At 65.0% G+C, this 12,279-nt stretch carries 12 protein-coding genes and 1 pseudogene; 9 read left to right on the top strand and 4 right to left on the bottom strand.

From position 1 onward, the window contains the following. Positions 1 to 121: 121 nt before the first annotated feature. On the top strand, positions 122 to 952 hold the full coding sequence (locus ROSMUC_RS10525; protein ID WP_037272721.1) for a fumarylacetoacetate hydrolase family protein: 831 nt from the start codon (positions 122 to 124) through the stop codon (positions 950 to 952). On the opposite strand, the gene ROSMUC_RS10530 is transcribed toward ROSMUC_RS10525, so the two are convergent. Continuing rightward, entirely contained in the window at positions 906 to 1,895 is a 990-nt protein-coding gene (locus ROSMUC_RS10530; protein WP_037272723.1) for an alpha/beta fold hydrolase, read from the bottom strand. The two genes, ROSMUC_RS10525 and ROSMUC_RS10530, sit on opposite strands and share 47 nt — an antisense overlap. Further along, complete coding sequence (locus ROSMUC_RS10535) at positions 1,895 to 2,185, bottom strand: SCP2 sterol-binding domain-containing protein (RefSeq protein ID WP_037272726.1); 291 nt, start codon at positions 2,183 to 2,185, stop codon at positions 1,895 to 1,897. Before ROSMUC_RS10535 ends, ROSMUC_RS10530 begins: the two co-directional genes overlap by 1 nt. 71 nt (positions 2,186 to 2,256) lie before the next feature. Here ROSMUC_RS10535 and ROSMUC_RS10540 point away from each other — a divergent pair, with 71 nt between their 5' ends. The 5 genes from ROSMUC_RS10540 (at position 2,257) to ROSMUC_RS10560 (ending at position 7,328) form a co-directional block, all read left to right on the top strand. Further along, positions 2,257 to 2,817, top strand: coding sequence for a tetratricopeptide repeat protein (locus ROSMUC_RS10540; protein ID WP_052115313.1), 561 nt, complete (start codon positions 2,257 to 2,259; stop codon positions 2,815 to 2,817). 21 nt (positions 2,818 to 2,838) lie between these two features. Beyond that, positions 2,839 to 5,751 carry a helicase-related protein gene (locus tag ROSMUC_RS10545; protein WP_037272728.1) on the top strand — a complete coding sequence of 971 codons (2,913 nt, stop codon included), beginning with the start codon at positions 2,839 to 2,841 and terminating at the stop codon, positions 5,749 to 5,751. Between the two features lie 4 nt (positions 5,752 to 5,755). Then, positions 5,756 to 6,136: an RNA-binding S4 domain-containing protein gene (locus tag ROSMUC_RS10550; protein ID WP_052115314.1), complete on the top strand. Its 381-nt coding sequence runs from the start codon at positions 5,756 to 5,758 to the stop codon at positions 6,134 to 6,136. 52 nt (positions 6,137 to 6,188) lie between these two features. Beyond that, the gene (fdxA, locus tag ROSMUC_RS10555; protein WP_037272731.1) at positions 6,189 to 6,527 is read left to right on the top strand and encodes a ferredoxin FdxA; all 339 of its coding nucleotides are present in this window, start codon (positions 6,189 to 6,191) and stop codon (positions 6,525 to 6,527) included. A 291-nt stretch (positions 6,528 to 6,818) separates the two neighbouring features. Beyond that, the gene (locus ROSMUC_RS10560) at positions 6,819 to 7,328 is read left to right on the top strand and encodes a CarD family transcriptional regulator (RefSeq protein ID WP_008280623.1); all 510 of its coding nucleotides are present in this window, start codon (positions 6,819 to 6,821) and stop codon (positions 7,326 to 7,328) included. A 57-nt stretch (positions 7,329 to 7,385) separates the two neighbouring features. On the opposite strand, the pseudogene cobS reads toward ROSMUC_RS10560, so the two are convergent. Beyond that, positions 7,386 to 8,146 (bottom strand): annotated as a pseudogene (gene cobS, locus ROSMUC_RS10565) (adenosylcobinamide-GDP ribazoletransferase). A gap of 78 nt (positions 8,147 to 8,224) precedes the next feature. Between cobS and cobT the strand changes: the two are divergent. Further along, positions 8,225 to 9,241, top strand: coding sequence for a nicotinate-nucleotide--dimethylbenzimidazole phosphoribosyltransferase (cobT, locus tag ROSMUC_RS10570; RefSeq protein WP_037272735.1), 1,017 nt, complete (start codon positions 8,225 to 8,227; stop codon positions 9,239 to 9,241). A 77-nt stretch (positions 9,242 to 9,318) separates the two neighbouring features. Further along, positions 9,319 to 10,983, top strand: coding sequence for an ABC transporter permease (locus tag ROSMUC_RS10575; RefSeq protein ID WP_037272737.1), 1,665 nt, complete (start codon positions 9,319 to 9,321; stop codon positions 10,981 to 10,983). Between the two features lie 65 nt (positions 10,984 to 11,048). Here ROSMUC_RS10575 and ROSMUC_RS10580 read toward each other — a convergent pair whose 3' ends face one another. After that, a complete protein-coding gene (locus ROSMUC_RS10580) occupies positions 11,049 to 11,654 on the bottom strand; it encodes a flavin reductase family protein (protein WP_206018443.1) in 606 nt (201 codons plus the stop codon). A gap of 89 nt (positions 11,655 to 11,743) precedes the next feature. On the opposite strand from ROSMUC_RS10580, the gene ROSMUC_RS10585 reads away from it, so the two are divergent. After that, positions 11,744 to 12,229, top strand: a complete 486-nt coding sequence (locus tag ROSMUC_RS10585; protein ID WP_037272742.1) for a GNAT family N-acetyltransferase — start codon at positions 11,744 to 11,746, stop codon at positions 12,227 to 12,229. Positions 12,230 to 12,279 lie beyond the last annotated feature (50 nt).

Here is a 12,279-nt window from a genome sequence, read left to right on the forward strand (position 1 = left end):
GGCACCTCGTGTTGACATGGCCCAGACATAGGCCGGGGGGGCGGGGGCCACAAGGGGCGCGGTGCTTGCACTTCGTGTGCGGCTGACTAGGGTGGGGCGCGATACGAGAGGGGACGCGCAGATGAAGTTTGCACGATATGGAGATGTTGGTCAGGAACGCCCGGCGGTTCTGGACGATCAGGAACGCCTGCGGGATTTGTCGGGTGTGGTGCCCGATTTGGCCGGGGCGGTGCTTGCCGATCTGCCCCGGATCGACCCCGAGAGTCTGCCGCTCGTAGCGGGCAATCCCCGGATCGGGCCGCCGGTGGGGCAGGTGGGCAAGCTGATCTGCATCGGTCTCAACTACACTGACCATGCCGAAGAGGTGGGCGTGGCCGCCCCGCCAGAGCCGGTGGTGTTTCTCAAGGCGACCTCTGCCATTTGTGGGCCGCAAGACCCCGTATACCTGCCGCGCGGCGCGGATAAGGGCGATTGGGAGGTGGAATTGGGCGTGGTGATCGGCAAACGCGCCAAATATGTGACCGAGGCTGAGGCCTTGGACCATGTCGCGGGCTACACGATCGTCAACGATGTGTCCGAGCGCGCCTTTCAGATGGAGCGGGCCGGGCAATGGACCAAGGGCAAAAGCTGTGACACCTTCGCGCCCATGGGGCCGTGGCTGGTGACGCCCGATGCGTTGGGGGATGTGCAGGCGCTTGATCTTTCGCTCGACCTCAGTGGCGCGCGGATGCAGACTGGCACGACGGCGCGGATGATCTTTTCCGTGGCGCATATCGTGGCCTATCTGAGCGCGTTGATGACGCTCGAGCCGGGCGATGTGATCGCCACTGGCACGCCGCCGGGCGTGGGCATGGGGCGCAAGCCGCCGCGCTATCTGACCGAGGGCGATGAAATGGTGGTGCGGATCAGCGGGCTTGGGGAACAGCGCTCGCCCGTGAGGCGCGATCCGTAGCCGACGCGCGCCACGCGCCGCCGTAGAAATCGCAGAGCTGGCGCAGCAGTCGCCCGCGCGTGTCGGGCGTATCCATCAGCGTTTCGTGCCGCCCGCCGGGGACCATTTCGAGATGCCCGCCCGGCCAATGCGCCATACGGTCAATGACGCGGGGCACATCCACAATCTGCTCGTCGCTGCCCAGAATGGTGAGGCAGGGCAGGGAGGGAGAGGGCGCGCGCGCCAGAATGCGGGTCTCGCGCAGCGCCTCGTGCAGCCAGCGCAGGCTGGGCCCGCCCAGTCCCAATTCGGGATGGGCCTTCAATTGCTGAGCCATGTACTCATACATCTCGCGGTCATTGGTCAGCTTGTTGGTCTCGAACGGCTCTTCCAGCACGTAATGCGCGCCTGCGGTGCCGGGGGCGTAGTGATGGCTCATCCCCAACTGCCGACTGCCCCAGGAAAGTGACCAGGCAACGGGCCGCAGGGCCTGCGCCATGTGGATGCCCCACATCGGGCTGGAAAAGGCGCAGGTTTGCACGTCGAGCCCCTGCATCACCGCGCGCAGGCCGATGCAGCCGCCCATCGAATGCGCCAAGAGATGCCAAGGGCGCGGCAGATCAAGGCGTCTCGCCGCCTCGACCATCGCGGCCACGTCCCGCTGGTAGTCCGCGAATTCATGCACATGGCCCGCCATGCTATCGGTGGTCAGGCGGTCCGACAGACCCTGACCGCGCCAGTCAAGGGCCAGCGTGGCATAGCCGCAGTCCGCGAAATGTGCTGCGGCGCGCCCATATTTCTCGATATATTCGGTCCGACCGGGAAAGAGGAGCACCGTGCCCCCCTTTGCATCCCGGTTCCATAGGCCTACCCGCAGGCTCACCCCGTCCGAGGCCGAAATCCACCATGCGGTGCCGCCCTCCGGCCCTTGGGCCACATCGTCAAAGAGCGGCGCCGCGTGCATCAGGCCAGCACGCTGCCCAGTTTCATCGCCATGCCCATATCGCCATCCACGCTGAGGCGGCCCGACATGAAGGCGGCGGCAGGATCGAGATCGCCCGCGAGAATCGCTTCGAACGTGTCGCGGCTGGCACTGAGGGTCACGTCGGTGTCGTCATCGCCTGCGCGCGCGCCCCCTGCGTCGATCACGATGGACCCCTCGTCCTCGATTACGAATTTCGCGCTTCCCTCCAGGCCCTCGCCGCCCAGTTTCTCATTCAAGGCGGTTACCGCTGCGGTGATCACGTCGCTCATCTGCGCTTCCTTTCACATTTGCGATGCCGGGGCTGTGCAACCGGACAATCTGCGCTAAACTCAGCCCTGTTATGGGTGCAGCGAACCTCAATCTCAACCGTATCGTCGCGGCAATTGTCGCGATAGTCACGTTTTCCCTACCTGCGCTGGCACAGGAGACGCGGCTGGATGGGCTGTTTGCCCAGCTTTCTCAGGCCGAAGCCCCCGAGGCGCGCAAGATTGCCGCAGAGATCGAACTCGAGTTGTCGCGGTCCGGGTCGCCCGCGATGGACCTCTTGTTGCGACGCGGCGAGGACGCGATCGAGGCGGGCGATCTGGCGGCGGCGGTCGAACATCTGAGCGCCGCCATCGACCATGCGCCGGACTTTGCCGAGGCGTGGCATTTGCGGTCGGTCGCGTTTTTCCGGCAAGAGCGATATGGTCTTGCCCTGCATGACATCGAGCGGGCGCTGGCGATTGAACCGCGCCATTTCAACGTGATCTACGGCTTGGGCGTCCTGCTCAAGGAATTGGGGCAGCCCGATCTGGCAGAAGAGGCGTTTTCGCGCGCGCTGGCTATACATCCCCATCACGAGGACGTAACCAAGGCCCGGGAGAGCGTCGCCCGGGACCTGGGCGGCGCGGATCTCTGACACGATCAAGGAGCGCTCTGGATGTCCGAGCAGTCAAGAACCCTCGCGGTTCTGGGCCCGACCAATACCGGCAAGACGCATTATGCCATTGAGCGGATGCTGGGCTATCGCACGGGCATCATCGGCCTGCCGCTGCGCCTTTTGGCGCGCGAGGTCTATGACAAGATCGTCGCGGTGCGCGGACCCTCTGTCGTGGCGCTGGTCACGGGCGAAGAGCGGATCATGCCCGAGCGCGCGCAATACTGGGTCTGCACCGTCGAGGCGATGCCCGAGGGGATGGGTGCGGATTTCGTGGCGGTGGACGAAATTCAGCTTTGTGCCGATCCCGAGCGCGGCCATGTCTTTACCGACCGTCTGTTGCGGATGCGCGGGCTGCGCGAGACGCAGTTTCTGGGCAGCCACACCATGCGCCAAACCATTGCCGCGCTGGTGCCGGGGGTGGAGTTCCTGAGCCGCGAACGCATGTCGCAACTGACCTATACCGGCCCGCGCAAGATCGCCAAGATGCCCGCCCGCAGCGCCATCGTGGGTTTTTCCGTGGAAAACGTTTATGCCATGGCCGAGCTTTTGCGCCGGCAAAAGGGCGGCGCTGCGGTGGTCATGGGCGCCCTCAGCCCGCGCACCCGGAATGCGCAGGTCGAGCTCTATCAGAATGGCGATGTCGATTATCTCGTGGCGACCGATGCCATCGGCATGGGGCTCAATCTCGACATCAGCCACGCGGCCTTTTCGTCGCTCAGCAAATTCGACGGGCGGCGGATGCGCTATTTGCAGCCCAATGAGTTGGGGCAGATCGCGGGGCGCGCGGGGCGGGGGATGAACAACGGCACCTTTGGTGTGACCGGCGAGGCACCGGACCTCGATCCCGAGTTGGCCGAGGCGATCATGGAACATCGCTTTGCCCCCATCCGCAAGCTGGAATGGCGCAATGCGCGTCTGCAATTCGGCACCACGGCGGCACTCATCGGCAGCCTCGAGGCGCGACCGGATCACGACTTGCTGGTGCGCGCCCGCGAAGCGGACGATCTGGGCGCGCTCAAGACGCTGGCGGAACAGCCCGACGTGGCACAGCGCGCAATCGGCGGCAACGCGGTGAAACTCTTGTGGGATGTGTGCCGCATTCCCGACTTTCGCGGCATCAGCGCCGCAGAACATGCCAGCCTGTTGGAGCGGATTTATTGCGATCTGACCGACTATGGCCGCGTGCCCGATGACTGGCTGGCACAGCAGGTGGCGCGCATCGACCGCACCGATGGCGACATCGACACGCTGTCCAAACGGTTGGCATATATCCGCACATGGACCTATGTCGCGCAGCGAAAAGGCTGGCTGGATGACGAAAACCATTGGCGCGGCGCGACACGCGCTGTAGAAGACCGCCTGTCGGATGCGCTTCATGGCGCTCTGACCCAGAGATTTGTGGATCGGCGCACCTCGGTTTTGTTGCGCCGGCTCAAGCAGAAGGAAGCCATGGTGGCCGAAGTAAACGATCAAGGTGATGTGACCGTCGAGGGCGAATTCGTCGGACGGCTCGAAGGGTTCCGCTTCATGCAGGACCGCGCGGCAGTGGGCAAAGAGGCCCGGACGCTGCAACAGGCGAGCGTTGCGGCCTTGGCCCCGCATTTCCATCTCAAGGCGGATCGGTTCTACAACGCCCCCGACACCGAGATCGACTTTACCGAGCAGGGCGGCCTCTTGTGGGGCAAGGAGGCGGTGGGCAAGCTCACACCCGGTGCCGATCCTTTGAAGCCGCAGATCGTGGCCTTTGTCGATGACGAGGCGGGTCCGGATGTCGCCGCCAAGGTGCAGCGCCGCTTGCAGCATTACATCGACCGCCGGATTGCCACCCTGTTCGAGCCGCTCCTGAACATCCAGCGCGACGAGACACTGAACGGTCTGGCGCGCGGCTTTGGCTTTCGCATGGTCGAGGCGATGGGCCTCATTCCGCGCGGTGAGGTGGCTGACGAGGTCAAGGCGCTGGATCAAGAGGCGCGTGGCGCATTGCGCAAGCATGGCATCCGCTTTGGCCAGTTCACGGTCTTCCTGCCGCTCCTGCTCAAGCCTGCGCCGACACGCCTGCGGCTGGTGCTGTGGTCGCTGGCACAAGGTATGGACGACTTCCCCGAGGCACCGCCCCCTGGTCTGGTGACGGTGCCCGCGCGTAGCGACGCGCCCAAGGGCTATTTCACGATGGCGGGCTACCGCGCCGCAGGGGATCGGGCGATCCGCATCGACATGCTGGAACGTCTGGCCGACATGCTGCGCAGCGAGGATACCCGCGCCGGGTTCGAGGCCAAGCCCGACATGCTCTCGATCACCGGCATGACGCTGGAGCAGTTCGCGCTGCTCATGCAGGGGCTGGGCTACAAGGCCGAGCGCGGGGAGCGTGAAAAGGTCAAGCCGGTGGATCAGGCCATCGTGGATGCCCCTGCCGATGCGGCGGAGGCGACGGAGGCAGAAACGCCGGTCGCGGATGTCGTGGACGAAATCCCCGACGAGGGCGTTGCCCCCGTCGCGGCAGAGCCTGTTGGCGAGGCCGAAGTGCCTGCGGCGCTCGACGAGACCCCGGCCGAAGAGGTGCTCCCCGGCGAAAGCCCAGAGGTCGCGACCCCCGAACTCGAGGTCTACTATACCTTTACCTGGGCCCCCCGCGCCAATCGCTCGCGTGGCGAGCGCCCGGCACAGGGCGGGCGCGGCCCGCGTGGTGCTCAGGGTGGACAGCCCGCCCAAGGCGATGGCGACGCGGCGCAGAAACGCGATCGTCCGCAACGCCAAGGTGGCAAACCGCGCGGCAAACCCGGCAAGGGCAAACCGCGCGAGACCCGCGACGAGCAGCCCAAGACCTACGCCGCCAAGCCCGAGAAACGCAATGATCGGATCGACCCGGACAATCCCTTTGCCGCAGCACTGATGGGGCTGAGGACCAAGGGCTGAGGTCTTGGACGGAATCACCGCCAAGATCCGCCTCGACAAATGGCTCTGGCAGGCGCGGTTCTTCAAGACGCGCACGCTTTCGGCCAAGGAAATCACCGCCGGGCATGTGCGTGTGAATGGTGTGCGTGCGACCAAGCCTGCGCAGGCGGTGGGACCGGGCGACGTTCTGACCTTTGCGCAGGCGACGCGCGTCCGGGTGGTGCGGATTGTCGAGATCGGCACGCGGCGCGGCCCCGCCCCCGAGGCACAGACGCTCTATGACGATCTCAGCGACCCGGTGACGCAGGACAGCGTTCCACCCGCGCCCAAATATGAGGGAAAAGGACGCCCGACCAAGCGCGACCGTCGCAAACTCGACCTCAATGAATCGGGACCGCTTGATTGATCCGCCCCACTGGATTAGGTGAGGCGCAATTCGGCAAGAATGAGAGACGGCCATGACCTATATCGTGAACGACGCCTGTATCGCCTGCAAATACACCGACTGTGTCGAGGTCTGCCCGGTCGACTGTTTTTACGAGGGCGAGAACATGCTGGTCATTCATCCCGATGAATGCATCGACTGTGGTGTGTGCGAACCGGAATGCCCCGCCGATGCGATCCGCCCGGATACAGAACCGGACATGGAAAAATGGGTCGAGTTCAATCGCAAATACGCGGAACTATGGCCGGTGATCATCACCAAGAAAGACCCGCTGCCCGAGGCGGAAGAGCGCGACGGCGAGGCCGGTAAGCTTGAGAAATACTTTTCCGAGGCACCCGGACAGGGCGGCTAAGATCCGATTCGCGCGGCGAGTCGGTGAAAGCTGGCTGCGCGCGAAAACGTGAACTGGATAAGCCCTTGATTTGCGGGGTGGAATGCCCCCAGCCAGAACACCGCCCTTTCATTGGGCGGTTTTTTGTGATACAGTTTCATGACAAGATCAAATGTGCCTGATATCCATTCACCCGCGTTGCTGCCCGGGGGTGGATTTCTCTGCGACAGATACACATATTCCGTGGACCGTATTGGCCCTTGGCATGTGTTTTTGTGCGTCCGAGCTGGCAGCCCTGCGAGGAAGACCTGAATGTCGAAGACCAAGAAGTCCGAATTTCGCCCCGATGATTACGTTGTATACCCCGCCCATGGCGTAGGCCAGATCGTTTCGATCGAAGAGCAGGAAATCGCCGGCATCACGCTGGAACTTTTCGTGATCTCCTTTGAAAAGGACAAGATGACCCTGCGGGTGCCCACCAACAAGGCCACCGAAATCGGGATGCGTGGCCTGTCCAGCCCCGATGTCGTGTCCAAGGCGATGAGCACGCTCAAGGGCAAAGCCAAGGTCAAGCGCGCCATGTGGTCGCGTCGGGCACAGGAATACGAGCAAAAGATCAACTCCGGCGATCTCATTGCCATTGCCGAGGTGGTGCGCGACCTGCACCGCTCGGATGATCAACGCGAGCAGAGCTATTCCGAGCGCCAGCTCTACGAGGCCGCGCTCGAGCGTCTGACGCGCGAAGTCGCTGCCGTTTCGGGCGGGGACGAGGTGCTTGCCGCACGCAAAGTGGACGAGGTGCTGGTATCGCGCGCCGCGTGAACCACACCACAAAGATTTGGAAAGGGCCGCGTCCGAGGACGCGGCTTTTTTCGTCACTCACGGCAAGAGGCTGACCAGCACCGCGATTTCCGCCAGTTGCTGCGTGGCGCCGAGGATGTCACCCGTCTGCCCGCCGATCTTGGCGCGGGCAATGAGGGCGATTGCACAGGTGACGATCCCGGCGGCAACAAGAGCGCTCAGCCCCCGCCGCCCCCGACAAGGCCAAAGGTCAACACCACCGCAACGCCCAGCCCCAAGAGGGCCGTGGTCCGCGGCGGACGGCCCTGCGCCTGCGACAGCCCAGTGGCGCGCGCATGGGGCAGGGCGCACATGACCCCCGTCATCATGGCGCGCGACAAGAGGGCGGCCGCCAGAAGGGCGGTTGCCGCCGTGGCCGGGCTGGCCTCAAAAAGCAGCCAGAGCGCCACGCCGCGCGCGCCCAACGACAGGATAAGCGCGATCACGCCATAGCTGCCGATATGGCTGTCCTTCATGATCTCCAGCCGCCGCGCGCGCGTCCAGCCGCCCCAGAGACCGTCGGCGGTATCGGCCAGCCCGTCCTCGTGCATCGCGCCGCTCAGAATGATCGGAAGGGTCAGGGCAATCAGCGCCACAAGCGGCGTGGGCAGTCCCAGCGCCAAGGCCGCTATCCCGCCAAGGCCCGCAATTCCGCCCAGCACCAGCCCCGCCAGCGGATAGGCCCAGGCCGCACGTGCCCCCCGGTCGAACCGCCGCAGCGGCACCGGCAAACGGCTGAGCAGGCTCAGCGCAAGGGGCATATCCCCAAGCCGGATCAAGGCCTTGTCGTTTTCTGCCATGGGCGTGCCCTTTTTCGTCTGGGGCGGGGGCTCTGCCTGCGATACAGAATGGGGGCAGCACAATCAATGAGGCTTTGCATGGTGCCCGCCTTCTCTTCGCTCTCGGAATTCGGCGCACTCTTGCGCGGGGCACCCGGCCCGGATGCAGCTGCGACGCAGGCCGCGCAAGCGCGCGATGTGCAATTGACCAAACCCCCCGGCGCGCTGGGGCGGCTCGAGGAGCTGGCGCTTTGGTATTGCGGTTGGCGTGGCGATGCGCGGGCGCGGGTGACAGCCCCGCAAGTGATCGTCTTTGCGGGCAATCACGGGGTGGTGGCGCAGGGCGTGTCCGCCTTTCCCGCAGCCGTCACCGCGCAGATGGTCGCCAATTTCCGCGCAGGGGGTGCTGCGGTCAATCAATTGGCGGCGCAGGTCGGCGCGCGGATGGATGTGGTGGCGCTCGATCTCGAGCGGCCCACGGGCGACATCAGCCTCTCTGCGGCCATGTCCGAGACCGAGGTTGTCGCCGCGCTCAACAGCGGTTGGGCTGCGGTGGACCCTGCTTGCGATCTCTTGGTCGTGGGGGAAATGGGCATTGGCAACACCACGAGCGCAGCGGCGATTGCGCTGGCGCTCTATGGCGGGGAGGCCGTGGACTGGACAGGGCGCGGCACGGGCCTCGCGGATGCGGCGCTGGCGCATAAGGCACAGATCGTGGCGCGGGCGGTCACTGTCAACGCCGCCGACGGCGCGGGCGGGCTGGAGATCTTGCGCCGCTTGGGCGGGCGCGAACTGGCGGCGATGGCGGGGGCGATGGCGCGGGCGCGACAGTTGCGCATTCCGGTGGTTCTCGACGGCTTTATCTGCACCGCTGCCGCCGCCTGTCTGGAGGCGGACTTCGCCGGAGCGTTGGATCACGCGGTGGCGGGCCATGTCAGCGCCGAGCCGGGCCATGCGCGTCTGTTGCAGGAACTGGGCAAGGTGCCGCTCTTGTCGCTGGGTCTGCGTTTGGGCGAGGGATCAGGCGGGGCGTTGGCCATCGGCGTGGTGCAGGCGGCGCTCGCCTGTCATTCCGGCATGGCCACTTTTGCCGAGGCGGGCGTATCGGGCGCGTAAGCGCCGCATCGGCTTGACCCGCCTGTCGCCGCGGAATACTGATAAAAACCGTCGGATTATGTCGGAGCATCAGCCCCATGAGCGAAACCCTATTGCACCGCCTTGCCTGGGTCGTGGTCGCGCTCTGCGTGGCGCCCATCCTCGCTGCGGCGCTTGCGGCCTTTGCGGGGGATTTGCAGACTTGGCGCGAGGTGCTGGCGTCGGTCCTGCCGCGCTACACCGCAACGACGCTGACCTTGGTGGCGATTGTCGGCGTCAGCACGGCTGTGATCGGATCGGTCACGGCCTGGCTGGTGACGGTTTACCGCTTTCCCGGTGTGCGAGTGCTGGAGGTGGCGCTGGCGCTGCCGTTGGCCTTTCCGGCCTATGTGATGGCCTATGCCTATACGCATTTTCTGGATCATCCCGGCCCGGTGCAAACCGCCCTGCGTGCCGTGACCGGCTGGGGGCCGCGCGACTATTGGTTTCCGGAGGTGCGCAGCCTGGGTGGGGCGGCCTTGATGCTGACCATCGTGCTTTACCCCTACGTCTACCTGCTGGCGCGGGCCTCGTTCCGGCAGCAATCCGGCAATGCCTTCCTCGTGGCGCGCACGCTTGGCCGTTCGCCGATGCAGGCGTTTTGGCGCGTGGCCCTGCCGATGGCGCGCCCGGCGATTGCGGGCGGCGCGCTGTTGGCGATCATGGAGACCATCGCCGATTTCGGCACGGTGGCGTTTTTCAACGTCCAGACTTTTGCGACCGGCATCTATCAGGCGTGGTTCAGCCTGGGCGACCGGGCAGCGGCGGCGCAACTGGCGCTTTGCCTTCTCAGTTTCGCGCTGCTCTTGGCGGGGCTGGAGCGGGCAAGCCGGGGGCGATCACGCACCGCTGGACGCGGCGCGCGGTTCGAGACGATGGAACGCCCCGAATTGCGCGGTGCGGCAGGCTGGGGGGCCTTTACGCTCTGTTTCCTGCCGGTGCTGCTGGGGTTCATCATCCCGGTGATCATGCTGGGGGAAATGGCCATCGGCTCGGGCCAGAATATCCTCTCGGCGCGCTACCTGGGGTTCATGTCCAATTCCGTGCTCCTGGCCAGTGTGGCGGCGGTGCTGACGGTGGCGGGGGCCATCCTCGTGGGGTTTCGCGCCCGCACCCGTCCGGGGCGCAGCGCGCGCTGGTTGGTGATGGGGGCGGGTCTGGGCTATGCGGTGCCCGGCGGCGTGATTGCGGTGGGCCTCATGGTGCCGATGGCGGGGCTGGACAACGCCATTGACGCCTTCATGGACGAGACATTCGGCATCCGCACCGGGCTTTTGATCACCGGATCAATCTGGCTCATGATCATGGCCTATGTGGTGCGGTTCATGGCGGCGGCGCTCAACGCCTATGACAGTGGCATGGCGACGGTGCCGGGGCATCTCGATGCGATTGGCCGTTCGCTGGGTCAGCCGGGACCCAAGCTGTTGACACGGGTGCATCTGCCGGTGGCGCGCACTTCGGTTCTGACGGCGCTGTTGATCGTCTTTGTCGATGTGATGAAGGAATTGCCCGCCACGCTGATCCTGCATCCCTTCGATTTTCAGACGCTGGCGGTGCAGGCGCATCGCCTTGCCGCCGATGAACGTCTGTCAGAGGCGGCGGTGCCCTCGCTGGTGCTGGTGGGCTTTGGCCTCATTCCGGTGCTGATCCTCTGCCGCACGCTGGGCCGCGAGAGCATGGGGCGGCGCGCGGCCAAGCTTGGCACAGCGATTTCGGCGGGGTGACGGAATTTTTAAAAAATTCCGGTCAGGAAAGTTTTAAACTTTCCTGAAACCAACGTTCTGCGGCATTACTCCCCCGGTCGCTTCAGGCTAAAGGTCTCGCGGATCACGGAATAATCCTGATACCCGAGCCGCGTCAGCGGATTGAACCGGGTCACGTCGAACCGGCCCTCGGCCATGCAGTCATCGCGCATATGCACGCCTGTCACCTCGCCAAAGACCACGAAATTCGCCTCACCCGGTAATTGCACGATCTGGGTCAGCTTGCATTCCAGACTGGCCGGGCTTGCCGCCACGCGGGAACACGCGATGGTTTCGCAGGTCGCCTTTTCCAACCCCGCATCGGTGAATTCATCCACCTCACGCCCCCATGCGCCAGAGGTCTGGTTCATCGCATCGCGCAACGCTTCGCTCACGATATTGACGCAAAAGACGCCTGTCTCGCGGATATTGGCGACGCTGTCCTTGGTATCGCCGCGATCCGGCTTGGCGCTGGTCGAGGCGAACATCACCTGTGGCGGCACATAGGCCACCGCGTTGAAGAATGAATAGGGCGCCAGATTGTCCTGCCCATCGGCCCCACGGGTCGAAATCCAGCCAATCGGGCGCGGTGTCACGATGGCATTGAACGGGTTATGCGGCAGGCCATGGCCCTCTTCGGGTCGGTAAAACATCCGCTTCTCCTTGGTCATCGGGTTTGTGCCTGTCGTAACGTCGTGCTAGGCGCATGGCCAGTCGATTTTTGGCAAGGGCAACGCGCGGCATGTTCACCCTCGAGACGGAGCAACCCGTTGATTACTGGGAGGTTGAGGCCCTCTATGACCTGTGTTTCGCGCCGGGGCGCGAGGCGCTGTCGTCCTACCGGCTGCGCGACGATGTGCCGCCCGTGCGCGATCTGTGCCGCGTCGTGCGTGATGGTGCGGGCATTCTGGCGGGGGCGATCCGCTATTGGCCCGTTCGGATCGGCCCGGCGCGGGCGCTCTTGCTGGGGCCGGTGGCGGTGCATCCCACCCATCAGGGCGAGGGGCTGGGCGCGCTGCTGATGCGCGACAGTCTGGAACGTGCGGCCGCGCTGGGCTGGGAGCGGGTGATCCTCGTGGGCGACGCGCCCTATTACAGCCGCTTTGGTTTCACCAAGCTGGAGGCCGTGGAAATGCCGCCCCCCACCAACCCCGAGCGCGTTCTGGGGCTGGAATTGCGCCCCGGCGCGTGGGAGGATGTGGCCGGTAAAGTGGGCCGCGACGCTTGAATTCAGGCTCTGCGGTGGCCAGTTCAATCGGGACAACAAGGGTGAGGCAC

It is taken from the genome of Roseovarius mucosus DSM 17069 (assembly GCF_000768555.3).
Taxonomy (GTDB): Bacteria; Pseudomonadota; Alphaproteobacteria; order Rhodobacterales; family Rhodobacteraceae; genus Roseovarius; species Roseovarius mucosus.

Coding starts and splice junctions, on each gene's coding strand:
- ROSMUC_RS10535 (WP_037272726.1), bottom strand. CDS start 2,185: ATGAGCGACGTGATCACCGCAGCGGTAACCGCCTTGAATGAGAAACTG.
- ROSMUC_RS10575 (WP_037272737.1), top strand. CDS start 9,319: ATGAGCGAAACCCTATTGCACCGCCTTGCCTGGGTCGTGGTCGCGCTC.
- ROSMUC_RS10525 (WP_037272721.1), top strand. CDS start 122: ATGAAGTTTGCACGATATGGAGATGTTGGTCAGGAACGCCCGGCGGTT.
- cobT (WP_037272735.1), top strand. CDS start 8,225: ATGGTGCCCGCCTTCTCTTCGCTCTCGGAATTCGGCGCACTCTTGCGC.
- fdxA (WP_037272731.1), top strand. CDS start 6,189: ATGACCTATATCGTGAACGACGCCTGTATCGCCTGCAAATACACCGAC.
- ROSMUC_RS10540 (WP_052115313.1), top strand. CDS start 2,257: ATGGGTGCAGCGAACCTCAATCTCAACCGTATCGTCGCGGCAATTGTC.
- ROSMUC_RS10560 (WP_008280623.1), top strand. CDS start 6,819: ATGTCGAAGACCAAGAAGTCCGAATTTCGCCCCGATGATTACGTTGTA.
- ROSMUC_RS10530 (WP_037272723.1), bottom strand. CDS start 1,895: ATGCACGCGGCGCCGCTCTTTGACGATGTGGCCCAAGGGCCGGAGGGC.
- ROSMUC_RS10585 (WP_037272742.1), top strand. CDS start 11,744: ATGTTCACCCTCGAGACGGAGCAACCCGTTGATTACTGGGAGGTTGAG.
- ROSMUC_RS10545 (WP_037272728.1), top strand. CDS start 2,839: ATGTCCGAGCAGTCAAGAACCCTCGCGGTTCTGGGCCCGACCAATACC.
- ROSMUC_RS10580 (WP_206018443.1), bottom strand. CDS start 11,654: ATGTTTTACCGACCCGAAGAGGGCCATGGCCTGCCGCATAACCCGTTC.